Annotated in this window: 23 protein-coding genes; 12 read left to right on the top strand and 11 right to left on the bottom strand. The window is 60.7% G+C overall.

Features of this window, described 5'->3' with window-relative positions; translation table 11 throughout:
* Positions 1 to 112: 112 nt before the first annotated feature.
* Positions 113 to 1591, top strand: a complete 1479-nt coding sequence (locus GRI55_RS12145; protein ID WP_160767358.1) for a multicopper oxidase family protein — start codon at positions 113 to 115, stop codon at positions 1589 to 1591.
* A gap of 17 nt (positions 1592 to 1608) precedes the next feature.
* Positions 1609 to 2055 carry a DUF411 domain-containing protein gene (locus tag GRI55_RS12140; RefSeq protein WP_160767357.1) on the top strand — a complete coding sequence of 149 codons (447 nt, stop codon included), beginning with the start codon at positions 1609 to 1611 and terminating at the stop codon, positions 2053 to 2055.
* A 15-nt stretch (positions 2056 to 2070) separates the two neighbouring features.
* Here GRI55_RS12140 and GRI55_RS15175 read toward each other — a convergent pair whose 3' ends face one another.
* Positions 2071 to 2529, bottom strand: coding sequence for a Cu(I)-responsive transcriptional regulator (locus GRI55_RS15175; RefSeq protein WP_160767356.1), 459 nt, complete (start codon positions 2527 to 2529; stop codon positions 2071 to 2073).
* 138 nt (positions 2530 to 2667) lie between these two features.
* Between GRI55_RS15175 and GRI55_RS12130 the strand changes: the two genes are divergently transcribed.
* From GRI55_RS12130 to GRI55_RS12095, 8 genes are all read left to right on the top strand, one after another.
* The gene (locus GRI55_RS12130; RefSeq protein WP_160767355.1) at positions 2668 to 2934 is read left to right on the top strand and encodes a hypothetical protein; all 267 of its coding nucleotides are present in this window, start codon (positions 2668 to 2670) and stop codon (positions 2932 to 2934) included.
* Positions 2935 to 3018: 84 nt separating this feature from the next.
* Positions 3019 to 3315 (top strand): hypothetical protein, encoded by a 297-nt coding sequence (locus GRI55_RS12125; RefSeq protein ID WP_160767354.1) that lies wholly within the window; start codon positions 3019 to 3021, stop codon positions 3313 to 3315.
* 654 nt (positions 3316 to 3969) lie between these two features.
* Positions 3970 to 5205, top strand: coding sequence for a TolC family protein (locus tag GRI55_RS12120; protein ID WP_160767353.1), 1236 nt, complete (start codon positions 3970 to 3972; stop codon positions 5203 to 5205).
* Positions 5206 to 5213: 8 nt separating this feature from the next.
* Entirely contained in the window at positions 5214 to 6710 is a 1497-nt protein-coding gene (locus tag GRI55_RS12115; protein WP_008603832.1) for an efflux RND transporter periplasmic adaptor subunit, read from the top strand.
* Entirely contained in the window at positions 6707 to 9874 is a 3168-nt protein-coding gene (locus tag GRI55_RS12110) for an efflux RND transporter permease subunit (RefSeq protein WP_160767352.1), read from the top strand. Before GRI55_RS12115 ends, GRI55_RS12110 begins: the two co-directional genes overlap by 4 nt.
* Positions 9853 to 10251 carry a copper-binding protein gene (locus tag GRI55_RS12105; protein ID WP_231679377.1) on the top strand — a complete coding sequence of 133 codons (399 nt, stop codon included), beginning with the start codon at positions 9853 to 9855 and terminating at the stop codon, positions 10249 to 10251. Before GRI55_RS12110 ends, GRI55_RS12105 begins: the two co-directional genes overlap by 22 nt.
* A 328-nt stretch (positions 10252 to 10579) precedes the next feature.
* Positions 10580 to 12937 (top strand): heavy metal translocating P-type ATPase, encoded by a 2358-nt coding sequence (locus GRI55_RS12100; protein ID WP_160767351.1) that lies wholly within the window; start codon positions 10580 to 10582, stop codon positions 12935 to 12937.
* 29 nt (positions 12938 to 12966) lie between these two features.
* Positions 12967 to 13458, top strand: a complete 492-nt coding sequence (locus GRI55_RS12095) for a hypothetical protein (protein WP_307020226.1) — start codon at positions 12967 to 12969, stop codon at positions 13456 to 13458.
* A 17-nt stretch (positions 13459 to 13475) separates the two neighbouring features.
* Here the strand turns inward: GRI55_RS12095 and GRI55_RS12090 are convergent, their stop codons facing one another.
* Positions 13476 to 15428, bottom strand: coding sequence for a cytochrome c/FTR1 family iron permease (locus tag GRI55_RS12090; RefSeq protein WP_160767350.1), 1953 nt, complete (start codon positions 15426 to 15428; stop codon positions 13476 to 13478).
* Positions 15429 to 15524: 96 nt separating this feature from the next.
* Complete coding sequence (locus tag GRI55_RS12085) at positions 15525 to 16142, bottom strand: cation transporter (RefSeq protein ID WP_010240550.1); 618 nt, start codon at positions 16140 to 16142, stop codon at positions 15525 to 15527.
* Between the two features lie 75 nt (positions 16143 to 16217).
* Here GRI55_RS12085 and GRI55_RS12080 point away from each other — a divergent pair, with 75 nt between their 5' ends.
* On the top strand, positions 16218 to 16616 hold the full coding sequence (locus GRI55_RS12080; RefSeq protein ID WP_008603824.1) for a MerR family transcriptional regulator: 399 nt from the start codon (positions 16218 to 16220) through the stop codon (positions 16614 to 16616).
* A gap of 137 nt (positions 16617 to 16753) precedes the next feature.
* Here the strand turns inward: GRI55_RS12080 and GRI55_RS12075 are convergent, their stop codons facing one another.
* The 6 genes from GRI55_RS12075 to GRI55_RS12050 form a co-directional block, all read right to left on the bottom strand.
* Positions 16754 to 18148 carry an aldehyde dehydrogenase family protein gene (locus GRI55_RS12075; protein ID WP_160767349.1) on the bottom strand — a complete coding sequence of 465 codons (1395 nt, stop codon included), beginning with the start codon at positions 18146 to 18148 and terminating at the stop codon, positions 16754 to 16756.
* Positions 18145 to 19785 (bottom strand): acetolactate synthase large subunit, encoded by a 1641-nt coding sequence (locus GRI55_RS12070; RefSeq protein ID WP_160767348.1) that lies wholly within the window; start codon positions 19783 to 19785, stop codon positions 18145 to 18147. Before GRI55_RS12070 ends, GRI55_RS12075 begins: the two co-directional genes overlap by 4 nt.
* Positions 19786 to 19877: 92 nt before the next feature.
* Complete coding sequence (locus tag GRI55_RS15170; protein ID WP_269149445.1) at positions 19878 to 20009, bottom strand: hypothetical protein; 132 nt, start codon at positions 20007 to 20009, stop codon at positions 19878 to 19880.
* A gap of 138 nt (positions 20010 to 20147) precedes the next feature.
* Positions 20148 to 21485, bottom strand: a complete 1338-nt coding sequence (locus GRI55_RS12060; protein ID WP_160767347.1) for a hypothetical protein — start codon at positions 21483 to 21485, stop codon at positions 20148 to 20150.
* A 35-nt stretch (positions 21486 to 21520) separates the two neighbouring features.
* Positions 21521 to 21955 (bottom strand): hypothetical protein, encoded by a 435-nt coding sequence (locus GRI55_RS12055; RefSeq protein WP_237452529.1) that lies wholly within the window; start codon positions 21953 to 21955, stop codon positions 21521 to 21523.
* The gene (locus GRI55_RS12050) at positions 21931 to 23475 is read right to left on the bottom strand and encodes a hypothetical protein (protein ID WP_160767345.1); all 1545 of its coding nucleotides are present in this window, start codon (positions 23473 to 23475) and stop codon (positions 21931 to 21933) included. Before GRI55_RS12050 ends, GRI55_RS12055 begins: the two co-directional genes overlap by 25 nt.
* A 149-nt stretch (positions 23476 to 23624) precedes the next feature.
* Between GRI55_RS12050 and GRI55_RS12045 the strand changes: the two genes are divergently transcribed.
* Positions 23625 to 24170: a hypothetical protein gene (locus GRI55_RS12045; protein ID WP_160767344.1), complete on the top strand. Its 546-nt coding sequence runs from the start codon at positions 23625 to 23627 to the stop codon at positions 24168 to 24170.
* A 700-nt stretch (positions 24171 to 24870) separates the two neighbouring features.
* Here GRI55_RS12045 and GRI55_RS12040 read toward each other — a convergent pair.
* Both GRI55_RS12040 and GRI55_RS12035 read right to left on the bottom strand, forming a co-directional pair.
* Complete coding sequence (locus tag GRI55_RS12040) at positions 24871 to 25290, bottom strand: acyl-CoA thioesterase (RefSeq protein ID WP_160767343.1); 420 nt, start codon at positions 25288 to 25290, stop codon at positions 24871 to 24873.
* The gene (locus tag GRI55_RS12035; RefSeq protein ID WP_160767342.1) at positions 25287 to 26675 is read right to left on the bottom strand and encodes a Dyp-type peroxidase; all 1389 of its coding nucleotides are present in this window, start codon (positions 26673 to 26675) and stop codon (positions 25287 to 25289) included. Before GRI55_RS12035 ends, GRI55_RS12040 begins: the two co-directional genes overlap by 4 nt.

The following is a 26675-nucleotide window of genomic DNA, read 5'->3' as shown; positions in this document are numbered from 1 at the left end:
GGGCCTTCCGTGCCCTTGATGGCCGATGTCCAATGGGCGGGCTTGACCTTCCCATGATGGGAAGGCCTACATAACCGCTTGAACTCAATCTGGCGCTATGGAGACGTTCGACATGTCGGCAAAGGAATTGCTTACTACACGCCGTGCAGTCCTCGCAGGTTCCGGTGTTCTGGCGCTGGGCGGCGGCGCGGCGGCGATATTCGGAGCTGGAGGCAGGGCGCCGGTAGTTGCTGGGACCGACACCGATAATCTTGTCCTTAAGGCGGGAAAAACGAGCGCGCCGCTTGCGGGCGAGAACGCGGAAGTACCCGTTTGGGGTTACAATGGCTCGGTGCCTGGTCCCGAAATCAGGATCCGTCAGGGGCAAGCGTTCGAGGCCATGCTGGACAACGGTCTCGACGAGGAAACGACCATTCACTGGCACGGGGTTCGCGTTCCCAACGCCATGGATGGCGTTCCCCATCTCACCCAGCCACCGGTCGAACCAAGAGATTCGTTTCGATACGCGTTTACCCCGCAGGATGCGGGCACATTCTGGTACCATCCGCACCAGCGCAGCTTCGAGCAGGTCGGTCGCGGCCTTTACGGACCGCTCATTATCGAAGAGGCAGATCCTCCGCAGGTCGATCGCGACCTCGTCTGGATGCTCGACGACTGGAGGCTCAATGACCAGGGGCAAATCAGTGGAGGATTCGGCAGTCGGCACGATGCGATGATGGCAGGCCGGATCGGCAACACGATCACAATCAACGGAAAGCCGTCGGCACCACTGATCGCGAGGCCGAATGAGCGGATCAGGCTGCGGCTCGTGAACGCCGCCAATGCCCGGATCTTCGGGCTCGACTTCGGCCAGCTCGACCCGGTGGTCATCGCGCTTGACGGCCAGCCCGTCGAACCTCACCGTCTCACCGACCCCCTGCTCCTCGGCCCCGCGATGCGGGCGGATCTGATCATCGATCTCAATGATCCCACCGAGCACTCTATCCGCGATGTCTTTTATGAAGGTCTCGAATACGACCTCAGCGCGGTCATCTGCAAGGGCGAACCGATCCGGGGGGCCCGCCTGCCCGAGCCCGCGCCGCTGCCCTCGAATCCCCTTCCTGAGCCCCGGCTCCCCTCTGCGAAGCGTCATCAAATCCTTTTCGGAGGCGGAATGATGGGGATGATGAGCGGAGATGGGGGCTCAATGATGTCGCGGAACCGAAGCGGCTCCGGAATGATGGAAGGCCGCATGGGCGGCTCGGGGATGATGTCTGGAGGCATGATGGGCTGGACGGTAAATGGCGTTTCGGCGACCGGTCATGTGCACGATCCGATTATTACCGTCGCGCGGGGAGAGACACTTCTCCTCGACATGTCGAACGATACCGCCTGGTGGCATCCAATCCACTTGCACGGACACAGCTTCCGCGTGCTGTCTCGCAATGGACGACCCACACGATATCGCGAATGGCAGGATACCGTCCTCATGGCTCCGCAGGAACGCGTCGAAATCGCGTTTGTCGCGGACAATCCCGGCGACTGGATGTTTCATTGCCATATTCTCGAGCACCAGGCCGCGGGAATGATGGCCACGATTCGAGTGAACTGAAAAGAAAGGAAAATCTGATGCGTTTCTTACACAAGGTCGCGATGTCATTTGCGGCGCTAGCCATGATGCCATCGGTTGCGGTGGCCCAGGAAGCACGGCCATTTGCAACAATCTTCAAAAATCCGCAGTGTAGTTGCTGCGAGAGCTACGGCGATTATCTTGAAGCCAGCGGATATGAGGTCAAAATGGTCGCGACGCATGATCTGGCGCTGATCAAGGAGCGACAGGGTGTGCCCGCCGGCCTCGAGGGGTGCCACACAATGCTCATTGGTGGCTATTTCGTGGACGGTCATGTGCCGGTCGACAGCGTCAGTCGCCTGCTCCAGGAGCGGCCCCGGATCTCCGGCATTACCCTGCCCGGGATGCCGGCGGGTTCACCGGGAATGGGCGGCGCAAAGACAGGCACCTGGACGATCACGGGTGTCGCTGCCGCTGGCGTGACCAGTGTCTACGCACGCTACTAAGAGAGATGCGCGAAGCTAGCAGACGCGTTCGAAGCCAAACTTGTGCCCGACCTGCTTGGGTCGGGCCGGTTTGGCCGCGTCCGCCAGGTCGTCGAGGATTGGACAATCCGGGCGTTCATCATTCGTGCAACCATCGAATAGTTGTTCGAGGGCATCGATCATCGAATGAATTTCTGCTGCCTTAGCGCGCAAAGCGACGAGGTGGCCATCGGCCACTCGCCGAACGTCCTTGCTCGTGCGCGTGTCGTTCTTCCATAAATCCAGAAGCTCGGAAATATCGTCCACTGAGAAGCCCAGATTCCGTGCGCGACGAATAAAGCGCAAAGTGTGAATGTCGGCGGGCGTGTAGAGCCGGTAGCCGGAATTTGTCCGTTCCGCCGCCTCGATTAATTCGATTTTTTCGTAATGGCGGATCATCTTGGCCGAGACGCCGCTTGCAGAGGCAGCCTCGCCGATCGTGTTTGTGTGTTTCATGAGAACGACCTAACCTTCCAATGGTGGGAATGCAAGGTGTTTGGCTCAAGATCAATATATTCTGCCGAAAGCCCTTGACCTTCCAATGATGGGAGGCCCTATTTTCTTCGTATTGGTTGATTCGATGAAGGAAAAGAAATGAACATCCCGTCGTCCCGCGCCCTGGTGCCGGTCCCTGCGACTGCCAGTACCTCGAATAGGAAGGCGGGCGAATCTTGTTCGGGTGCTTCGAGCCAGCGGCGCAAATGGCTGCTCGCAGCCAGCGCTGTTTTGGCACTCGCTGCGCTTGCGTTCGGATCCATGTGGCTCGGCTTCGCAGCAATTTTTCCTTTTCTTTATGTACTGCCCTGCTTGGCCATGCTTGCAATGTGCATGCGCAAGAACGGGACATCGACCGAGACGTGATGTCGATATGATTTTGCATGTGTGCTCGCACGATGACCTGAAGATTTGTGCAGCGTGCTATTTGATAACTGAAAGGAAAACCCCATGAACAACTTCAAAATTACCGCGCTTGGTGCTCTTGCAACGATTGGCCTCGCATCAGCGGCCATAGCGCAGCCGAAGGTCGATCATCAGCCCGACAGAGCGCAAAGCGCGCAGCAACAGGAGCGCGGCGAGATGCGGGGCCAGATGCAGGGCGATATGTCCGGAATGGAGCCGTCGGGCATGATGGCCATGATGAACGATCCCGAAATGCGCGCCGAAATGATGGAGATGATGCGCAACTGCAACGAGATGATGAAGAAAAAGCAGGAGCAGATGTCGCAGAGCGAAGACGGTTAAAACCGGTCGCCAATCTTTGTCGAATGCTTCGACCCTCCCCCACCTGCCCCGCACTAGCCTGCGGGGCGGGAGCCTTTTGCTCATAAGGGCCAGCAAACTTCATGATAACAGCTAGCCCGACAACAACGATTCCCCTTTGGCTGACGCGGTTTGACTTGCGCCTGACCGCCAAGTCGCGCCGTCTTGGTACCGGGTGATTGGAATGCTGCGCGCATTCGGCCTCATTCTGATTGGATTTGGACTTTTCGTCCAATCGGCAGCTCATGCGTCGATGCTTTCGCAGGAGCCGATAATCGAGCGCCAGTGCGATGAACTGCCCACGTCTGGGGGTCCAAACGAAGGTGAAGAATCGCCTTGTGATAAGCTAGGCGCTGGTTGCCTTGTTTCGCTCGGCTGTATCGCGCCGATGGCGATTGACAACGATGCGTCGGAAGTACGGACGCTGTCAGCCACGCGCTTGCGATTCGCCGGTTTCGGCAGCTCTACACCGGGTGAGACTGGAGCAGGACCGGAACCGCCACCTCCGCAAGCTGAGGCCTGAAATCGATGCAGGGGGATTTATGCAGATTTTGGCTGGACATTCTGCTGGCACCAAAGTCGCTGGCTGATCGTCCCGAACGCGTACTGGTGGCGCACTCTAGCGGAATGAGAATCATGAAACGACTACGTTGGACCGCACTTCCGGTTCTGCTGGCCTTGGCGCCCGCAAGTTATGCCCAGTCGATTGGGTATGAAGAAACTTTGAGAGTCGCCGTGGCCGAACAGCCCCAGGTGAGAGCGCGAGAACTACAACTCGATGCCCGCCGCCAGGTCGCGGATGCTGCCGATGAACTCCCTGATCCGAGGCTGCGCGCAGGCATTCAGAACCTGCCGATAAGCGGCCCGGCCGCATTCGAACTGGATCGACAGCTTCCCACGCAGATTCAGGTGGGGATCGAGCAGGAAATCCCAAATCTTGCGAAACGCCGTGCACGAGCCGCGATGGCAGTATCCGATATCGACTTTGCCACAGCGCAACTCGCCCACACGCGCCATATGACGCGGCTTGGCGCGGGGGAAGCGTGGATTTCGCTCGCTTATACCCAACAAGCCCTGAATGTTGCCGATGAGGCACTTGCGCAGATCGAAAGGCTGGTGCCACTGGCGCGTAGCGCCGTTGCCGCGGGATCGGCCAGGCCGGGTGAAAGCCTCGAGATTCGCCGTGCCGTTCTGGAAGTCGAGGATATGCGGACGCGCATCGACGCTGACCGTGAAGCGGCGCAGGCCATGCTCGCGCGATATATTGCCGTGCAAAACGCAACGGCGACTGGAAGCATTCCGGCCCCCGATGTCGATGTTGAACAACTTCGGGCGACCCTGGAATCTAATCCTGAAATTATTCTCGCTGTCGCACAGGTGCGCCAGGCCGAGGCGAGCATCGATCTCGCCCGATCGGAGAAGCGACCCGATTTCGGCATCAATGTCAGCTATGGCCGGCGCGATCCGATGTTCGGCGATGTCGTCTCGGTCATGGGCTCGATCACGCTCCCCATTTTTGCGGGCAGGCGGCAGAATCCGAGGATTGCCGCCGCTGAAACCGAAGCGAGCGCAGCGCAAGCGATTCAGCTTGATCGTTTGCGCGAACTGCAAGCGCAATTCGAGGCCGACCTTGCCGCCTGGCGCAGCGCATACCGGCAGTGGCAGCGAGCCACGGAGGAGTTGCTACCCCTCGCCCAAAGCCGTGCTGATCTGGAAAGGGCCAGCTTCGCGGCAAACCGCGCCGAACTGCTCGACGTCATCGAAGCGATCAAGGCGCTGGCGCTCTTACAAATCGAGATCCTTGAGCGTGAGGAGGCGACAGTTGAAGCCGCTACGACCTTGCGACTGACCTATACGGAGTTCCAGCCATGAGAGCCAAAATGGGAGCCGCGTGGGACAAACTGTCGCCGCGCCAGAAATCCTGGACGATGGCGGCAACGGTCGCCCTGATCAGCGTCACCGCAGGATACGGGTTATCGCAGCTGGGTGAGAGCGGAAGTCAGGCAAATGGCAACGGGGGATCATCCAGCGCCGAATGTGAGGACGTGCTTTACTGGTACGATCCGATGGTGCCGGGACAGCGTTTCGACGAGCCTGGAAAATCGCCGTTCATGGATATGGAACTTGTTCCCAAATGCGCTGGCGAGGAGGCCACCTCCGGGGTTCAGATCGACGCGGGGCTTGTCCAGAACTTCGGCATCCGCACCGCCGAGGCCGAATACGGCGTACTCGAGCCGGACGTGTCCGTTACCGGTGTTCTCGCTTACAACGGGCGGGACGTTGCAATTGTCCAGCCAAGGGCTGGCGGCTTTGTACAACGAACCTATGGGCGTGCTCCAGACGATGTGGTGAGCCGAGGCGCGCCGCTGGCCGATATTCTCGTACCCGAATGGGGAGGAGCGCAGCAGGAATATCTGGCCGTCCTGAACAGCGGCGATGAACAGCTTGCACAGGCCATGCGCGAGCGGATGCGGCTGCTCGGCATGTCGAATGGGCAAATTTCATCGGTGGGCCGGACCGGCCGCGCGCAGGCGACGATCACGGTCACCGCGCCGACCGGCGGGGCCATCACCATGCTCGGCGTGCGACCCGGCATGACCGTGATGGCAGGTCAGACCCTGGCGGAAATAACCGGATTTTCGCCGATCTGGCTCGAGGCATCGGTGCCCGAGACCCAGGCTGCGAATATCCGGGTCGGCCAACCTGTCAGCGCAACTCTGACCGCATTTCCCGATGAGAGGTTTTCCGGACCGATCATCGCGATCTTGCCGAGTGCACAGGACGCGAGCCGGACAATCACCGTCCGCGCGCAATTGCCCAATCCTTCCGGACGGCTCAAGCCGGGCATGTTCGCGCAGGTCTCGCTGACCCCCGACACCCGGCGCGCTCTGCTGGTTCCTTCCGAAGCGGTGATCCGGACCGGGCGCCGCACCATCGTCATGATCAAGCAGGACGAGGGCGGCTTCATGCCTGCCGAAGTCCGGATCGGCCGTGAGGCGGGAGGCAGGACCGAAGTGCTAGCCGGCCTTTCGCAAGGCGAAGAGGTCGTGACCTCGGGCCAGTTCCTGCTCGATTCCGAGGCAAGCCTGGCAGGGCTCGATGTTCGTGCGATCGATGAGGCAGGCCCGGACCGGGACGGTGAAGACCAACCAGCGACATTCAGCGCAATCGGGACGATCGAGAAGATTGCCGATGGCTCCGTCACGCTGCGGCACGGACCTGTCCCGCGGCTAGACTGGCCCGCCATGACGATGAGTTTCCGCACGAAGAATGCAGCGCAGATCAGCGGGTTCGAGGAAGGCGATAGAGTGCGCTTTACCTTCACCCAGCAGGACGCCGGCCCCCGTATCGAGACCATCAGGAGTGCCGGGCAATGATCGCGCGCATTATCGATGCCTCGATCGCCAATCGGCTTTTCATCGTCCTCGCCGCCATAGCTGTGACCCTTGGCGGGTTCTGGGCCGTCCGCACAACTCCGGTCGATGCTTTGCCCGATCTGTCCGATGTCCAGGTTGTCGTCCGATCCAACTATCCGGGCCAGGCGCCCCGGATTGTCGAGGACCAGGTGACCTACCCGATGGCCACGACCATGCTGTCGGTGCCGGGAGCGAAGACCGTACGCGGCTACTCGATGTTCGGCGACAGCTACGTCTATATCATTTTCGAGGACGGTACCGACCTTTACTGGGCACGGTCGCGGGTGCTCGAATATCTCAATCAGGTGCAGAACCGCCTGCCCGAGGGTGTTACGAGCACGCTCGGTCCGGATGCGACGGGCGTGGGGTGGATTTACGAATATGCGCTTGTCGACCGCACCGGCGGACATGATCTGGCGGGGCTGCGAAGCCTGCAGGACTGGTTCCTGCGATACGAGCTCAAGACCATTCCAGGCATCGCCGAAGTGGCGAGTGTCGGCGGCATGGTCAAACAATACCAGGTCGTGCTCGAACCTTACCGGATGGCATCGTTCGGCGTCACGCATGCCGAGATCGTAAACGCCATCCAGTCGTCCAACCAGGAGGCCGGCGGTTCGATCGTCGAGATGGGTGAGGCCGAATACATGGTACGCGCGTCGGGCTATCTGACGACGCTGGACGATTTCCGCGAGATTCCCCTCAGGACTGCAACTGGCGGGGTTCCGGTTACCCTTGGCGATGTCGCCACAATCCAGGTCGGGCCGGAGCTGCGCCGCGGCATTGCCGAGCTCAACGGCGAAGGAGAGGTCGCCGGCGGCATCATCGTTCTCAGACAGGGCGCGGACGCTCGCAGCGCAATCCAGGCGGTCGAGGAAAAGCTGGACGAATTGCAGGCGAGCCTTCCCGAGGGCGTCGAGATCGTCACCACCTACGACCGATCGCAGCTTATCGACGCCTCGGTGGAGAATTTGACGACCAAGCTGATCGAGGAGTTCATCGTCGTCGCGCTCGTATGCGCCCTTTTCCTGTGGCACGCGCGCTCAGCGCTGGTCGCGATCATAACCCTTCCCCTGGGCGTGCTGGCGGCGTTCATCGTGATGCGTTTCCAGGGGGTGAATGCCAATATCATGTCGCTGGGCGGGATCGCTATCGCGGTCGGCGCCATGGTCGATGCAGCCGTTGTGATGATCGAAAATGCGCACAAGCATCTCGAGCGATGGGAGCATGAAAATCCCGAGACGGTGCTTTCGGTCAACGAACGCTGGCGCATCATTGCCGATGCTTCGAAAGAGGTCGGACCCGCGCTGTTTTTCAGCCTTCTGATCATAACCTTGTCGTTCCTGCCCGTGTTTACCCTGCAAGCCCAGGAAGGCCGGTTGTTTGCACCGCTTGCCTTCACCAAGACCTATGCCATGGCGGCCGCTGCGCTGCTGTCGGTTACGCTGGTTCCGGTGATGATGGGCTGGCTGATCAGGGGTAAGATACCGTCAGAAGACTCCAATTTCCTCAATCGCTGGCTGACCAGGATTTACCGACCGGGGCTTAATTGGGTGATGCGCTGGCCCAAAGCCACGCTCGCGGTTGCAGGCGCAATCTTCCTCACCACGCTGATCCCCTTCTCGCAGCTCGGCGGAGAGTTTCTCCCGCCGCTCGACGAGGGCGATCTGCTCTACATGCCGAGCGCCCTTCCCGGTCTATCGCCAGGCGAGGCCTCGGCGCTGCTGCAGCGGACCGACCGCCTCATCAAATCGGTACCGGAAGTCGAAACAGTCTTCGGCAAGGCCGGCCGTGCAGATACGGCTACCGACCCGGCTCCGCTCACCATGTTCGAGACCACGATCCGGTTCCGGCCGCGGGAGGAATGGCGCGAAGGCATGACGACCGATGCGCTGATCGAAGAACTCGACAGAATTGTGCAGGTGCCGGGACTCGCCAATGTCTGGGTACCGCCTATCCGTAATCGCATCGATATGCTGGCGACCGGAATCAAGAGCCCGATCGGGGTCAAGGTCTCAGGCGAGGATCTTGCCGAGATCGAACGGGTGGCGCTCGAGGTCGAGGGTGTTGCAAAGACGATTCCAGGGGTCAGTTCGGCTCTGGCCGAGAGACTTTCCGGCGGGCGCTACGTCGATGTCGACATCGATCGCGCCGCAGCGGCCAGGTACGGCCTCAACATTTCCGATATCCAGCAGATCGTTTCGGGCGCGATTGGCGGGGCCAATGTCGCGCGGACTGTCGAAGGCTTGGCGCGCTATCCGATCAATGTGCGCTACCCCCGTGAAATTCGCGACAGCGTGGACGAATTGCGAACCTTGCCCCTGCTGACCCCTTCGGGACAACAGATTACACTCGGCACGGTCGCACGGATCGGCGTCAGCGATGGCCCCCCCATGCTCAAGAGCGAGCAGGGCCGATTGACCAGCTACATCTATGTGGATGTGCGCGACCGCGATCTTACATCGGTGGTCGCCGACCTCCAGGAAGCCGTTGCCGCAGGCGTCAATCTCCCGGCCGGCGTCAGTCTGTCCTACGCGGGTCAGTTCGAGTACCTTACCCGCGCCTACGAACGGCTGCAGATCGTCGTACCCGCCACGCTCGTCATCATTTTCCTGCTGCTCTATCTGATCTTCAGAAGGTGGGACGAGGCAATGCTTATCATGGGTACGCTGCCATTCGCCCTGTCAGGCGGCTACTGGCTCCTCTATCTGATGGGCTACAACCAGTCGGTCGCAACTGCCGTCGGATTCATTGCCCTGGCCGGTGTATCGGCCGAGTTCGGCGTGATCATGCTGATCTATCTCAAGGCAGCCCTCGAGAAACGAAGTGGTGATTTGAGTGCCGAGGAAGTGGATCAGGCGATCCGCGAAGGGGCGCTCTTGCGTGTCCGGCCCAAGGCGATGACCGTAGCGGTGATCCTTGCGGGTCTGTTCCCGATCTTGATCGGAACCGGAGCTGGCTCGGAGGTGATGAGCCGGATCGCGGCACCGATGATTGGCGGTATGATTACCGCGCCGCTCCTGTCCATGTTCGTACTTCCCGCCGCATATTTGCTGTTGCGGCGGCCCCGTCCGGAAAAACCGGTCGATCCCCAAGGAGAAGAAGAATGCGTACCACAACCTATATGATCTTGCTCGCAGCTCCGCTGGCATTGGCAGCTTGCGACAATGCCGCCGAAACAACCGAACAGCCTGGAACGATGATGTCCGACGACATGGCGGATGCCGATGCCATGCCGATGTCGGACGACATGCCGATGATGGATTCCGCCGCAGCTGGACAAGCCGGAAGCGGCGAAGGATCGGTTACGGAAATTAACGAGGCCGAGGGCAAGATCACGATCGATCACGGTCCGATCGCTGCGGTTGGCTGGCCGGCGATGACAATGGCCTTCTCCGCAGATGAGGACAGCATGGACAAGGTCGCGGTCGGCGATCGCGTCACCTTCGAATTTCAAACCACGGAAGGCGGCGGCGGCGAACTGACCGCGATTGCCAAGCAGTAAGGATCAGACAGCGCCGTGCCGAGATGGGCGCGGCGCTGGCTTCCGAGCTTTCTGAAATCCGACCTGACCATTGATACTGGAGATGACGATGACCTGCGATGGAATGATGCAGAACCCCATGATGATGCTGGCCATGGGTGCGGTCTGGATTGGATTGCTGGGCTTAATAATACTCGGGAACTTCGCACTCATATAATATCTCAAGTCATGAGCTGTCCTCGTGGCGTCTGCAGACAAACATCTGGCGGGATCAGCTATTCGGCCATTGTGGAACGCCTGGTGCTTCGACAGAGTATTCGAACGACGCGCTCTTAATAGGGAATGACAGATGACCGACACTCTTTCCGACACGGCTGACAAGCCGGTCCCCAGCGGAACTGCCGTCGATCCGGTCTGCGGCATGAGCGTAGAAATCGAGGGCGCCAGCTTCGTCCACGAGCACAAAGGCTCACATCATTATTTCTGCTCCTCGCGCTGCCTTGACAAATTTCGGGCCGATCCTGAGCTCTACCTTTCGAACGCGCACCTCGATGCGGTCGAAGATGTTCCAAAAGGCGCAATCTATACCTGCCCGATGCATCCTGAAATACGCCAGCCAGGCCCGGGCTCCTGCCCGATCTGCGGAATGGCGCTCGAACCCGAAACGGTGAGTCTCGATGAAGGCCCCGATCCTGAACTCGTCGACATGCGGCGACGGTTCTGGTGGAGCGCACTCTTCACGCTGCCGCTCTTTGCCTACGCGATGGGCGACATGATCCCGTCGCGGCCGTTCGATCAGCTCATCGAACCCGCTTCCGCGCAGTGGCTGCAGCTTCTGCTGGCCACTCCGGTGGTGCTTTGGGGCGGCTGGCCCTTCTTCACCCGCGCGCTGCAATCGGTCCGGACCATGAACCTCAACATGTTCACCCTGATCGGCTTCGGCGTCGCCATCGCCTATCTGTTCAGCCTTGTGGCAACCCTCGCCCCGGACATCTTCCCCGAGGCTTTCCGCGATCATGCGGGCCGGGTCGGCGTCTATTACGAGGCAGCAGCGGTTATAACGACCTTGGTGCTGCTCGGGCAGGTGCTCGAACTCAAGGCGCGCGGATCGACATCGAGCGCCTTGCGGGCGCTTCTCGAACTCGCGCCCCCGACCGCGATGAAGATCTTCGGTCGCGGGGACGAGCGCGAAGTTCCGCTCGACGAATTGACGTCGGGGGACCTGCTGCGCGTGCGTCCGGGCGACAAGGTCCCCGTCGATGGCACGCTCGAGGATGGAAGCAGTGCCATCGACGAATCCATGATCAGTGGCGAGCCCATTCCCGTCAAGAAAAGCGCTGGCGATCCCGTGATCGGGGGCACTGTCAACCAGACCGGCAGCTTCACCATGCGCGCGACGCAGGTCGGCGCGGACACCATGCTCTCGAAGATCGTGCAGATGGTGGCGGAGGCGCAGCGCAGCCGGGCACCGATCCAGCGGCTCGCCGACCAAGTCACCGGATGGTTCGTGCCCATCGTCGTCCTTGTCGCTATCGTGAGTTTTGTCGTCTGGGCCATCTGGGGACCGGCACCGGCCCTTGCCTACGCGCTCGTCAACGCGGTCGCCGTTCTGATCATCGCCTGTCCCTGCGCGCTCGGACTGGCGACGCCAATGTCGATCATGACCGGCACCGGCAAGGGAGCCCAGCACGGCATCCTGATCAAGAACGCCGAAGCGCTCGAAACGCTGGAAAAGATCGATACCTTGGTGGTCGACAAGACCGGCACACTGACCCGGGGCAAGCCCGATCTTGTCGACGTAAAACCGCAGTCAGATTTCGACGAGCAGGAATTGCTGAGCCTTGTCGCTGCCGTTGAGAGAGGAAGCGAGCATCCGCTCGCCCACGCGATCGTGGAAGGGGCTCAAAACAGGGGCGCTGCCATTCTCGACGCTTCCGATATCGAATCCGTGACCGGCGAAGGTATCCAGGCAAATGTCGACAAGCGCCTGGTCGCGATCGGGAATGAAAAGATGATGGAGCGTATAGGGGCGCTCGAAGAAGGCTGGCGGTCAACGGCGGACGAAGGCCGAAGCCTCGGACAGACGGTGATGTTCGTGGCCGTGGACGGGGCACCGGCAGGCCTTATCGCGGTCGCCGATCCGATCAAGGCAACCAGCCGCACCGCTATTGCCGCGTTGCATGAGCGCGGCATCAAGATCGTGATGCTTACCGGCGACAGCGAAGCCACCGCGCGTGCGGTAGCAAGCCAGGTCGGTATCGACGAAGTCGAAGCGAACGTCTCGCCCGAGGACAAACATCGCAAGATCGAGCAGTTGAAGAGCGATGGTCGCCGGGTCGCTATGGCCGGCGACGGCATAAACGACGCACCCGCGCTTGCCGCTTCGCATGTCGGCATCGCGATGGGAACGGGTACCGATGTCGCGATCGAAAGCGCGGGCGTGACATTGGTGCGCGGCGACCTCGTCGGCGTTGTTCAGGCGCTCGTCCTGTCTCGGGCCACTATGCGCAACATCAGGCAGAACCTGTTCTTTGCCTTTGCGTATAATGCGCTCGGCATACCGGTCGCAGCAGGTGTCCTCTATCCATGGACCGGGTTGCTTTTGAACCCGATGATCGCGGCCGCAGCGATGAGCCTGTCTTCGGTATCGGTGATCGGCAACGCCCTGCGCCTGCGCGGCCTCGCTCTTCCCAAATTCGATACCTGAGCGATGGGGACGGGACGGAGATCGCAGGAGTGACGAATCAGACGATGCAGGATCAGGACCAAATCTCTGAGGAATCGCGCGAATGGCGCGGTGCTCATCCAGCCCTCTGGATCGCGATATTCGGAATTCTCATCGCTTTCGCCTGGGAGATGCTCCAGCTTCCTTTCTACCAGTCGGGAGGTCTGTCGCCTGCCGAGGCAGCACGTCGCTGCGGCCTGGCCTCGTTCGGCGATGCCGGGATCATGGTGGCCGCTTATCTCGGCGCCTCTGTCGGCAGTGGTAAAACGCCGTGGCTCGTAGACTGGCCGATCTCGCGTTTTGTCGGGTTCCTGGGAATCGGCCTGGCCATTACTGCCATGGTCGAAGTGCTGGCTGTCGGTGCCGACTGGGGGTGGTCCTATAGTGCAATCATGCCGCTTGTGCCCGGAACCAAAATCGGTCTCATACCGATCGCGATGTGGGTCGCGGTTCCCACAGCCTCCTTGTGGCTCGCGCGCCGTCTCGGCACCGGACCCCGCTGATCGCAAACCGGGATCACCTATCCCTCGACAGCTGCCGGCTGCGGTCCCGATGGTGATCGACTTATCCGAAATCCGGCAATCAGAGCGAGCAGCGTGAGCAATTGCGCGCCGATCGTCTCGACAGTCGGGAAGAAGCCGAGTTCGGCGAGGCGCGGCAAGCCGGCAATGAAAGTGGCGGAAAGAACTCCGGCCTCCTGGAAAGCGCCCACGCCCTTGCCCGCGAGAATGACCGCAAGGATCGCAATCAGGATAGCACTATAGCGGAAGAACTGGGTGATCGGCAGTTTGCGGCTGTAGCGCAGCATAACCCATGCGATGAACGCTAGCAGCGCGACTGCGGACAAGGCACCTGCCAATAAGATGCCGCTGCTCTGCGGGTTCCACAGGGCAGCGTAGAACAGAATAGTCTCGAACGCTTCCCGGTAGACGACCACGAATGCAAGACCAAAGAGAAACCATGCCGATCCGCGCGAAAGCGCCTTGCCCATTTTTTCCTGGATATAGCGCCGCCACTCCTCGGCCTGGGATTTGCCGTGCATCCAGATCCCGACCGATACGAGAATGACAGCCGCAAGCAGCGCGCCGATCCCTTCGGTCATCTCGCGGCTCGCCCCGCTGATGCTTACGAAGTAGGTTGCTACGACCCAGGTGGCGACACCTGCGAAAAGAGCAGCGATCCACCCACCATGGATATAGGGCAATACCTCGGAGCGCTGCGACTTTTTCACAAAGGCGATCATGGCGATCACAACCAGAAGTGCTTCGATCCCCTCGCGCAGCAGGATGGTGAACGCCCCGAGAAAGGTCGAGATTTCGCTGGCCGCCTCAGGAGCCAACGCTTCCTCGGCTCTTGCCAGCAGACTATCGATGCGAGCCCTTAGTTGCTGTAGTTCGGATGGATTCGCACCGGACTCTATTCCGGCCCGGAATTGCCCGAGCGCCTGTTCTACCTCCCGCATCAAACCGCCATCGCGCGTTGCCAGGAGGGCCTCCAGGGGTTCAAACCCGTCGAGATAGGCAGACAGGGCAAGCTGCCGCGCTTCCTCTCGGTTGCCAGCCCGATAAGCTGACAGGCTGCGATCGAGCGTATCGCGAACGAAGGCGAGCGAACCTGCGTCATTTGCCTGTCCCACCGCATCGGGATTGGCGCGAAGATAGGCCATGACGGCGAGCGCACGGTCCTCGCCGATCTGCTCGGCCAGACTTTCCGGTGTGAGCGCGGCGAGCGTCTCGAGATCGGGGACAAGCTGGCGTATGCCATCATCTTCCCGCCAAATACGCTCGCCCTTGGCCACATCTTCAAAAGCAATGCTGCCGGCAAGGAATGCAAGCGCCCAGCGATCCTCGTCGGACAGCGATGCGAAGCTGGCCATGGACGTTCCTTCCAGCCCTTGCGTGATGACCTGGTAAAGCCCGAACGCACTGCGCTGCCGCGCCCGGTCGATATCGGTGAAGTCGATCGGCGGGGGATCAAGTGCCTGCATTGCGGCCGGTGGCGCACTTCCGGCGGCGCCGTGACACGAGGCGCAGTTCTGCGCGAAGAGAGTGCGGGCGCGGTCAAGGTCGGGCGCTTGCGAAGGGGCAAGCGGAACCGGGTAGGCTGTCAGCAACGAGGCTGCCAGCGCGCGCGCTAAGCGCCCAACTCGCTCGGCGGGTTCCTTATTGGCGATCAGAGCTCGCAGCTGGTCCGATCGGCGGATGAGTGCTTGATTGTCTTTAGTATCCGGCAATGCAGCGATCTGCCGCGCCACGACATCGGAAAACTCCACCATTTCGCGATATTCGAATTCGTCGGCAACACGTCCCTCGGAAACGGCGGAGGCGTAGTCGACCGCGATATAATCGAGCAGACGCCAGGTGGTTCGCACGTCGGGTTCTTCCGCGTTCGCGGTGACGGACAGACACAGCGCAAGCGCCAGCAGAATGAGCCGCAGTGCCGGATGGACGGTGGCGGAGACGATGCGATGCATGAGGGGTCTCTATATCTGTTGCAATTAATTCGCAATAGCAGGGTGTAGACGGAAATGTATTTCCTCCAACCCCCGATCGCGGGGATATTCTGGAGTTTAGGTAGAGCGCAGTTCGCCACGGGCCTGTTTGGAGACTTCGGCACTTCCCCACACCGCCAGTCCTGCCATGATGCTCGCCACAACCAGATCGGGCCACGCACGGCCGGTGCCGAAAACGCCAATCGCTGCCGCCAGCACGGCGATATTACCGATCGCGTCGTTGCGCGAACAAATCCACACCGAGCGCATGTTCGCATCGCCCGAGCGATACCGGAACAGCATCGCGGCGACGGCGAGATTTACCGCCAGAGCAAGAGAACCGATGGCGCCCATCGTTCCCGGGTCGGGCGACGCCCCGACAAAGAAACCCCAGATGGCCGAGCCGAGCACCCACAGGCCGAAAGCCAGCATGGTCGCCGCCTTTACGAGAGCCGCACGTGCGCGCCAGACGAGCGCCATCCCCGCTACGCCAAGACTGATAGCATAGTTTGCCGCATCACCGAGAAAGTCGAGCGCGTCGGCCTGCAAGGCGCGCGAATCCGCAGCAATGCCTGCCACGATCTCCACACCGAACATGATTGCATTAAGGCCCAGCGCGATCCACAGAATGCGCCGCCATGTCGGATCGTTGTTGTTTGCACCGGCCTCATCGGGGCCGCAGCAGGTCTTTCCCATTTACTCGACTCCTTGCGTCGATCCGCCCTATGCACCTTGTAGTAACTACAAGGTCAAGCGGCAGGAGCCTTTGTCATGAGAATTGGTCAACTTGCCCGGATAACCGGCGTCAAATCCGAAACAATCCGCTTCTACGAGCGCGAAGGTATCCTCGCTGCCCCTCCGCGCACGAAGGCCAATTATCGCGACTATGGACCTGCAGAGGAAGCGCGCCTTAACTTCATACGGCGCGCGCGTGATCTCGGCTTCTCGATGGCACGCATCAGGGAATTGCTCGATCTCTCCGATGATGCCGACCGGTCCTGCGCGGGCATTGACGCTCTGGCCAGAAGCCATCTCGGCGAAGTCGAGCGCAAGATCGCCAGCCTGGAGGCGTTGCGGACGGAGCTTGGGCGCATGATCGCTGCCTGCGAGCAAGACACGGTAGGCGATTGTCGCATCATCGATGCACTTGCCGGTACCACCGAGCCTTGATGCCCGCGCCTCGTGCGCCAGTTCGGTCAGGCTCGCCGATGCACGGCTTTTGTCCGCCGCCCCTAAGAGACTTAACTTCGGGAAAGGCCGACGGGTGCGAAGCTGCCCGTGTCGCCATCCCGGGTCTGTCGAACGGGTTATGATGCTGCTGTCGGCCAGTTCAAGACGGCCATTTTTTCAATGCTCATATCCGCCATAGTATAGGCGATCCCGCCGACGCCAAGCCCGGAGCGGCGCAGCCCTGCAAAAGGCATCCAGTCGACGCGGAATGCCGTATGGTCGTTCACCATCACAGCCGATCCCGCCAGAGACTGTATGCAATGATTGGCGATTGACAGGCGATCCGTGAATACAGCGGCCTGAAAGGCGTAAGGCAGGGCATTGGCCTGCTCGATAGCCAGGTCGATATCGTCATAGCCATACACGCAGATCACGGGGCCGAAGATTTCTTCCTGGGATACCTTGGAACTTTCGGGAGGATCGACAATGACGGTCGGGGATAAAAGAGTATCACTCAGACGGCTTCCCCCGCACACCAGGGTGCCGCCTGCTGCAATGGCTTCATCGACCCAGCGTTCGACGCGGTCAACTTCCTCCGTCCGGATCAGGGGTCCGCATTGGGTCTGAGCATCGGCGGGATCGCCCACGACCAGCTTTTCGGCTGCTCGCCCTAGGTCATTGGCGAAGTCTTTCAATTCTGCAGCAGGGACGAATACGCGCTGTACGGAAACGCAGACCTGACCCGAATGATAGAACCCGCCTTTAAGCAACGAGGCGATCACTGCTGCGCGCTCCACGCCGTTGTCCACGATTACCGGCGCCGCGCCGCCGTGCTCGAGAGCAATGCGGGTCCCCGGCGCCAGCTTCGAGCGAAGCATCCAGCCGATTTTCGCAGAACCGATGAATGAGAAGAACGCCGTGCGCGGATCGGTTACCATTCTTTCGGCGATATCGTTGCCGCAAGGTGCGAACCGGCACCAGGCCTCGGGCAGGCCGGCTTCATGGAGAATGCTCACGAAGCTCTGGCATGACAGAGGCGTTTCCAGCGCAGGCTTGATGAGAACGGGGCACCCGGCTGCTACCGCCGGTCCAACCTGATGGACGATCAGGTTGAGCGGGTGATTGAATGCCGAGATCGCCACGACAGGACCGATCGGCTCGCGGAAGGTATATGCCGTCCTTCCCGCACCCGCTTCTGTCAGGTCCATGGGGATCTCGTGACCGCCGCCATCGCGGAGCGCCTGAACGCATAAGTCGACGCTGTTGATCGCGCGACCGGCTTCCACGCGCGCATCGACCAGCGGTTTGCCGCCCTCCCTGACGATCTGGAGAGCCAGATCCTCGGCTCGTTCGCGCATGATATCCGCAGCCCGCCGGAGGATGGCGATACGCTCGTGCACGGCAAGCCAGCCATGGCGGTCGCGGTGGAGCAACTGCGCTTCACTCAGCCATTCATCGATTTGAGGCCAGTCGACAAGCGGCACTTCTGCAACCGGCTCGCGGTCGAAGGGATTGCGAACGATCGTCTTCATAGCTCGCACACCTTTGCGCCGAGTTCGTCGATCAGCACCTTCTTGTTTTCGGAGTAGTCGACGGGCAGATCGACAAGGTGCACGCCGCCCGCCTCGAATGCGGCGTTCAGGACCGCCACAAGATCTGCGCTCCGCTCGACCCGGTGACCGGTCGCTCCATAGCTTTGTGCGTAGGTGACGAAGTCGGGATTGGAAAAGGTTAGGCCGTAGTCCGGAAAGCCGAGCTGGTCCTGCTTCCAGCGGATCATGCCGTATGCTGCATCGTTCAGGACGAGTACGACGAGGTTCAGGCCCAGCCTGACGGCCGTTTCCAGTTCCTGCGAGTTCATCATGAACCCGCCATCGCCGCATACCGCGAGCACTCTGCGCCCCGGCGACAGCATCGCCGCCATCATGGCCGATGGAAGGCCTGCGCCCATCGTCGCCAATGCATTGTCGAGAAGGATGGTACCCGGTTCATTCGCAATGTAGTTTCTGGCGAACCAGATCTTGTAGATACCGTTGTCGAGCGCAACGATATCATCGCGCGCCATTACGCTGCGTACGTCGGCAACCACGCGCTGGGGGACCATCGGAAAACGTTCGTCGTCGCTGGTCTCGGAAATGTGCGAAGCAATCTCGTGGTGCAGCACAGTGTAATAGCTGCGATCGCACTGCAGCTTGCCATCCAGACGGTTTCCCAGCCGCTCGACCGATCCGGCGATGTCGCCGATGACCTCGAGCTGCGGGAAGTAGACCTGATCGACTTCGGCTGCCTTGTAATTGATATGGATGACGGTCTGCCCGCCCGGCTCCATGAAGAAGGGCGGCTTTTCAACCACATCGTGACCGATATTGACGATCAGATCGGCCTTTTCGATTGCGCAGTGAACATAATCGCCCGACGATAGCGCCGCGGTGCCCAGATAGAGCTCGCTATCTTCATCGACCACGCCCTTGCCCATCTGGGTGTCGAAGAATGGAAAGCCGGTATCAGACACGAATTTGCGCAACACCTTCGAAGCGCGGCGGCGGTTCGCTCCGGCTCCGATCAGTAGCAGAGGTCTCTGTGCAGCGAGGATACGTCTCGCTGCCTCATCTAGAGCGGCGTCACCCGCTACGGCATAGCGCCTGTCATGCGGCGGTATGACAGGTTCGACCGTTTGCTCTTCAGCAATGTCTTCGGGCAGCTCGAGCAGCACAGCGCCTGGCCTTTCTTCCTGCGCCAGGCGAAATCCCTCGCGAACGAGCGACGGGATGCGGTTGCCGTTCACGATCTGGGTCGAAGCCTTGCACAAAGGCCTGAACAGGGAAACGACGTCGACAATCTGGAACTGGGCCTGTTTCGATGTCTTTATCGGTTTCTGCCCGGTTATGATGACGAGCGGAAAGGCCCCGAGCGCGGCATAGGCCGCCGGAGTTGTCAGGTTCGTCGCACCAGGCCCGAGCGTTGCCAGGCACACACCTGCCTTGCCGGTCAGGCGGCCATAGGTCGCCGCCATGAAGCCAGCGCCCTGTTCGTGACGGGCCAGAACCAGCCTGATGGTGGATGTTCGCAGCGATTCCAGAAGATCCAGGTTCTCTTCGCCTGGAACGGCGAAAACATACTCGACCCCCTCGGCTTCGAGTGCGGCGACCATGAGATCGGATGCTTTCATTCGTTGGTCCTCATTTTACGAGTTGCAGGGCGGTTCATGTCGTGCGCTGCCAAGCTGCTTGCCCACAGCGACCAACCCGATCGCCGCGCTTGTCAATGGTCGTGGTCATGGTCGTGATGATGGTTCTTCTCGACCTGATGGTCCGGGACCATGTCCGGATCACAGTCTGCAGCGAGACAGGCTTCGAAAGTTGCATGAGCGATGGTGTGCTGCGTCTCGAGCATACCGCGAGCCCGCGCCTTCACATCCTCGAAAGCCTGCAACGAAGATTCGGCAGGAACGATATGCGCCGCCGCAACCGCTCAAAAGTGCAGCCCCCATCGGGGCAAGCCATAGTCGCGCCTGTGATTTGCCGGCGCGCTTCATCGATCCTGCTCCAGAAATTCGACCAGCCAATCCGGCAGTGGTCGCAGATGGCCTTCAGGGGTTCGGCAAAGACCGGCGTTGAGGCTGCTGCCGGGCGGGCATTCGGACGGATCCATCACTGGGCGCGGCGGCATTTCGACCATCATCGTACCCGTGATTGGCGGCAGCGCGATGCCTTCCGGGCTGGTTTGGCGATTGGCCTCACCCCTTGCATCGAGCCAGTCAAGCGCACGTCCGGCCTGCCGCGCATCCAGGCCGTATCGGTCCCCCAGGCTGCGGATGGCATTGGCACGGTCGGTCACTTTCCTCTGCGCATCGCCTGCGGCGGCGCTTTCCATTCCCTCCACCTTGATGACCTTGCCCGGTCCGCAAGCGGCGTGGATCGGATCGACCAGCTCTGGCGTCGTTACCTCATTGACAGAGCCCATGAACTCGACCGCTTCGCCCACGCGCGCGTATCCGGGACGCTCGCCACTGCCGAAAGCGAGGTAGTTTGCACTATCGACGAACAGTTTTGCGCCGAAGGGAAACAGCACCAGCGCATCGTCCCTGTCGGCGGCGCGGAAGCAGCCGTCCTTCAGAACCACGGTCACGCGGCTGTTTATTGCGTGCAACGCGCCTGCAGGGCGATCGTGTTGAGGGAAGATACGCAGATAGGGTGCGACTTCGTCCGGAACCGCCTGATCCTGCGCAGCCGGGCGTGGCGGGTTGACCAGGGGCACCATCGGCGTCGCGCGAAACACCAACTCAACCGGCTCGGGAATGATCACGCCCTTGCGTTTCACCAGCGCCCGGAATTCTTCTTCCGAGACGCTGATCTCGACAGTGGCGACCTGCGTGCCAACACCGGTTGACTGGATCACGCGATCTTCGCGGAACGTTTCCCACATGAAATCAGCGGCAGCCCTCAGTTCCTCCTGTGACCAGCGCACGGTTTCCCCGCGAAAGGTCGGGTTTTTGCTATACTTGCGCAGCGTGGCCGGGCCATCGCGCAGAAATTCGAAGACGACGCCGAGTTCGCCCTCATTGTCATAATGCAAGGTCTGGAAGTTTCCGCGCTCTTCCCGGCGCAGTCGTTCAGCCAGCGCCTGCACTTCGTCCATCACGCTGTTTTGGTAGTCCGCGACCCGCATGAAATCCGCGTCCGCCGCATCCTGTTCTGCCGTACGGGGTGCGGGCACCGGGGGTTCGACCGGATCAAATGATGCAGGCGGCGCAGACAGGATCGTGGCGAAACCGCTCGTCCCGATTTCCGCGTGAAACGGTAAGCCATCGGACAATGGCGGCGATGCAGCATCTTGCGAAGCGCAACCGGCAAGGCTGGCGGCCAGCAAGCCGGACAACGCGGGGGAGAAGATCTTTCGCTCAGTCATCCTTCCAGAACTTCCATGTTTCGCAGCCGCATGATGTCGTCTTTCGGGCAGGCCGCAGGGATCGTAACTCCATAGAAACGCTCGATATCCGAAATCGGCCATCCCTTTGCATTCTCGCGCAAAAAGCCCCCTCCGCCGCTAATGCGTTGGCCGAAAGGAATGTCGTTGCCGGAATGTGGATCGTGGAGCCCTTCAACCGATGGCAGCAAGGTGACGCCCGGATCGAACAGGACCGTCGAATTGCGGCGGGGACCTTTCATCACGACGCAGCCGCGCACCACCGCCAGTTCGCCCCGGATCAGCGCCTCTCCCGCACGTGCAGGCTTCGCGATGGTAATCAGGTGCGGCGATGATGGCGCGCCTTGGCAAGCGGTCAGCGGTATGACCAGGGCGAGCGCTGCAATCCTCACCAGTCTTCGGGCTGGCTGCATGCGAATATCTCCGGGCCGGAATGGAGGTAGATCGGGCCGTCGCGATTGGGGAAGATCCACAGATCCTTCATCCCTTCGCGCGCCGCGACGATGCGCTTGCCGGGGATCACCATGCCTTCGTCGATGAAGCCGTTGGGGTGATCCCACAGCGCCGCGCCTTCATCGGCCCAGAAGATCATATTGGAATCGCGGTTGGTCGCGATCAGTTCTCCGGGTCGTTCGGCAGGGTTGCGTTCCTCGAACCGGCACACGCCGTTACGGGTCGGCACCAGCTTCTTGGGAGACGATGGAGGGAAAAGCGGTTCGGTGGCGGATTGCGTCTGCATTCCGGGCAGCAGGGGCGGCGGCGACGGCGGAGGCGGGTTTACGGGGTTACCCCAGATGCCGAACAGTTTGGCGCATTGTGTCGGATGTTCGCGCCCGCCGCGCAGGCGATTGTCCGCCATGGTCTGCTCCTGCGCCAGCATGCATTCGTTCGCGCGGCGCATGGCCTCAGCGCTGCTGATCCCTTCGCGGTCGCGATATTCGCGCACGGCGAACCAGTCATTGCCATACCCCGCCGCCTGATCGAGCGAAGTCACGGCAACAACGCGATGGTTGCCGCAGGCCGAAATCAGCTCTGCCGGCGGATCGCTGATTTCACCTCTGCTGCCCAATTGCAGGCGCGTCCCGACACGCCCGAACCGGCGGGTATCGGTTGAAACGCGGGGGCGAAAGGCGACGTGCCCCTGCTCATCACGCCAGACACCAGCCTCGAACGGGAACAGGACGAGCGGATCATCATCCCCGCCTTCGTCGATGAAGAAACAACCATCGCGCAGGACGATAGCATCGAAACTCGCCAGGTCCGGAGGCGGGACAGAGGATATGTCTGCCTGCGCGAAGTATCGGATCTGGCCTGCCACATCGGGTGCAATCGACGGCAAGTCGGGGTTGGCGCGCGGTTCGAAACGCAGCAGCAGGTTGACTGGAATTTTCCAGCCTTTCTCCTTTCGCAGCGCGTCGAATTCAGTACGCGGCATGACGATGGAAAGCCACGGCACACTCATGTTCCCGAAACCGGGATAGGCCCGCTCGGGACCGATGCGTTCCGCCCATTCGCGAACGATCCGGTCCTGATCCGAACGCGAAAAACCAGCTTGTTCGGCGCGGAACAGCGGATCTGATGTGTAACGCGCCAGTGAGGCCGCCGGCTCGCGCAGGAACCAGGCAATGCCTTGCACGGTCCCGAGGCCATCGTTTTCCGGTCCATCGCTCCAGCGCCACTCGATCCCACCGAAATTGCCGATTTCGCCCTTCTTGAGGCGGCGCAGCATCGGCAGATGTTGCTGCTCCAGCTGGTCGCCAAAGCGCATTCGCCGGTCTTCCACGGTCGGCGTGTAGGCGGCAGGGCCAAGCGTTTCGATCGGCGTGTAAGGCGGCGCCTCTACGATCGTGGCATAGCCGTCACGATCCGCGCCCGAATTCTGTGCAGAGCAAGCCGCCAGACTGGCGCACAGGGCAACAGCAAGTCGAATCAATACATCATCTCCCAGTGTGATGATGTATCATGGAGCGTTCTCGCTGAACGGCACTGAAACGAAACGTTTTCTTGAAAGCAAAAGCTTCCGCTTATGTTGGAATTTCCGGATCCGGGATAATCCGTTGAGTGTAGCCTCCTTGGACTGCTATGTTTTCGATCATGAAGAGCTCTCGCTTCATCTGGCTGGTTACAACTATTGCCGCAATCGTAATTGTGGCCGGGGGAAGCTGGTATGCTTTTTCGCCCAGGCTGGCGATTGCAGCACTCAGCGATTGGGAAACTGCGCCCGAAGAGTTGCTCGCTCTATTCGACCGGGCGCGCGTGCGAGCAGCCTTCGAGAATCAGATGTTGTCTCAGGTCGATACCTATGAGCCGCCCTACACTAAGGACGTCATTCTGGATGCGATGTCGGACCTGCGTGCAGTGCGGATGTTCGTCAACGAACCTTATGGCGAATGGCAGTTCGCAGCCGCCGCCGGACTGCCCGCAGATTTTCCCGAGGAAGAGCCCGCCGGCCCCATGCCCCGCATAATGGAAACCACCGATAGCTGGTCGTTCGACTGGTCCGCGCTGAATACAATCGTGGCGACGCCTTCGGGCCGCAGCGAAGCAAGGGGCAACAGCTATCGCTTCGAGCGGGATGGGCTCAGCTGGCACCTCGTAGCAATCGAACTCACAACAGACATTAGGTGATCCGCTCACCTGTAGGTGCTTCCCATTGACCTCCCCGAAAACCAGAAGCGCCGAAGAGCTGCGCTTCCAGGGTCTGGTTTCGGATTAGAGTTACGACGGCATCTACATCGGTAGTTGGGATCGCTTCCAGAATGACGGCTTTCTGCAATTTGGGAATTGAAAGCCGACAGTCCCCTCACGGCCCTATTGTGTTGAAAAACTCGGCCTGACCCGATCCGCAGCCGATTTTCCGTAATAATGATTCAACGGGAGAAGGCGTCTTGAGGTAATGATGCAGGCATGAGCTCTTATGAGTTTTAATATTTCCCGCCGAAGGTGCCTGCGGAGTTTTTCAACACAATACGCCCCATGTCGGCCATTTGAGCTCGCTTGAATCTTTTCCGAAAGCTGCCTGTCGTCAGCATCAGCCCAGATGGCAGCTTCGCACCTTAGCAACCACTCCTTGCGATCGGCGTGCTGACCCCCCCGAGAGTGGGCGTCGGTTCAGCACAAGGGATTGCTGCAAATGTGCGCTCCTATTGCGACCGCCTTGGTCGGCAGCGCCGAGGCATTGCATAACAAATGCAACGATAACGGGTCGGTATCCTCGCTAGAACGGGGATAGTTGTGAGGCTGCGATTAATAGAACTTATACAATTCTCGCGCCTTCGCGTTGGGATTGTCAAATGGCTCGGAGAAAAAGGGCAAGAAGCCGTGTGCATTAAGCTACAATGGCGAAATGCCTCGCCAACTCGTGCGTGATGCGGTGCAGCTGCCGTGTTTCTCGGTCGATGCAGCACAGGGTCGTGTCCACTTCGGCGACAGACACGCTGCCGCGGCTGAACTGTATTTCGAATTGCGAGCGGGACCCACGAAAGCCCCTGAGGAGGACTTTCGCCTCGAGCTGGTCGCCGAGAAACGCCTCGCTGCGATATCTGATGTCGTGGCGCAGGGCGATCCATGCGATCTTTACGACCTCCTCCGCCGGCGCATGTGCGACCCAATAGGCGGTGATCGCCTGCTGCACCCAGGTCAGATAGACCGCATTGTTGACGTGATCGAGCTCGTCGATCGCATCAGGGCCGACCGTGATGGGATAGACGAAAGCCGAACCGCCCTCCTGCCCCCTCTGTGGGTTCATGGGCTCGCGCCTTCGTCCCATGCGCCGTCGCCAATCCAGCGCAGGGCCGTGAGCGAGGGCATGAACATGTATTCTCCGCCGCGCAGCCGGTTGAAGGTGGTCACGTCATCGATTTTTCGGCGCACCGGCGTTTCGGGAATGGTGAAAGTCCCGGGCGTCTGGTGCAGACCGACGATCGGATCCCGTTCTTCGCCCAGGTCGACGAAGTTGCCACGGTTGATCCATTCCTGCTGGAGAAATTCGATCGTATCGAATGCCCTGGCGCTGATGAAAATGAAGAACAGCCCGCGATCCTCCTGCGCATCGGACTCCGACGTCACGTCGCGGCTCCATTTCGGACCGTAGGTAGATGAGCGCCTGATGATGCGGTGGATGTTCACATCGCTGAGGATCGTAAGCTGGCTGTCGCGCGGATTGAGGCGGCGCATATGCGCGGCGTGCGGGCAGACGAGGCCGCGATGATCGTCTTCGTAGGAGAAGTCGTTGTTGCGTCGGGAATCGGCGCCGAGTTCCGGATCGTCCCGGTCCGGCGCTAACGGCAATGGCGCACCGCTCTGCCACCGGCCGAACATCTTCGCGGCTATATAATCCTGCTCTCCTTCGTCGGCGGATTGCTCGCGCAGGAAGTCGTTAAACGCGCCGACGCGGCTCTGATATTTTCGCAGCACGATGTATGACCCGTTGCGCCCAAGCGGTGCGGGTTGCGGCATGGCGAGCGGGCTACCGGTCTCGCTGTTCTCGCCCAGGATGAATTCTCCAGGCGCGATCGCGCGCTCCTGACCGGGCAAGGGGTCGACCCCGCTCCCGTCGACCAACGGCTGCGAAATGCTGTCGCGAAAGCCGAAGGGGTTCTTTGCGTCCTCGTCGGCACCGAAACGGTGCGTACCGATCAGCGTGATGCCGGTGGATTTTTCCAGTTCGGCCTCGGCCTTTGCCAGCACGTCGTCGAGCGCATCGTCGTCGCGCGCATAAATGGTCAATGCGATATGGCAAGTGCCGGGGCGATAGGGATCCTCCCATGTTTCGGGCGCGTTTTCGCCGAAATCGCGCAGCTGCTCGGCACGAGCGGCCATGCCCTGCTGGAAGGCCAGCGGAAAACTCGCCAGCGAGGTCTGGGGCAGCCCGAGTGCCTCCAAGCCGTCATAGCTGATGGCGACGCCGGTCCACGAATCCAGTTCGTCCGTCCAACCCGATGCAGCAGGAATATGGTCGGCCAAACGGCGTAAAAGATCCCGCCCGCCGGCAGGCTCGTCGACATGGATCATCGAATGGATGCCGACATAGGGTTCGGGCCGGGATCGCAGGATCAGCGCCTGGATATCGTCGAGCTGGAGCTTGACCTTGTCCGGGCGGAAGCGGGCGGAAAGTTCTTGCAGAATGCCCAT

The sequence above is a fragment of the Qipengyuania citrea genome (assembly GCF_009828015.1).
GTDB classification, from domain to species: domain Bacteria; phylum Pseudomonadota; class Alphaproteobacteria; order Sphingomonadales; family Sphingomonadaceae; genus Qipengyuania; species Qipengyuania citrea.
This window is presented reverse-complemented; position numbering and strand designations above follow the sequence as displayed.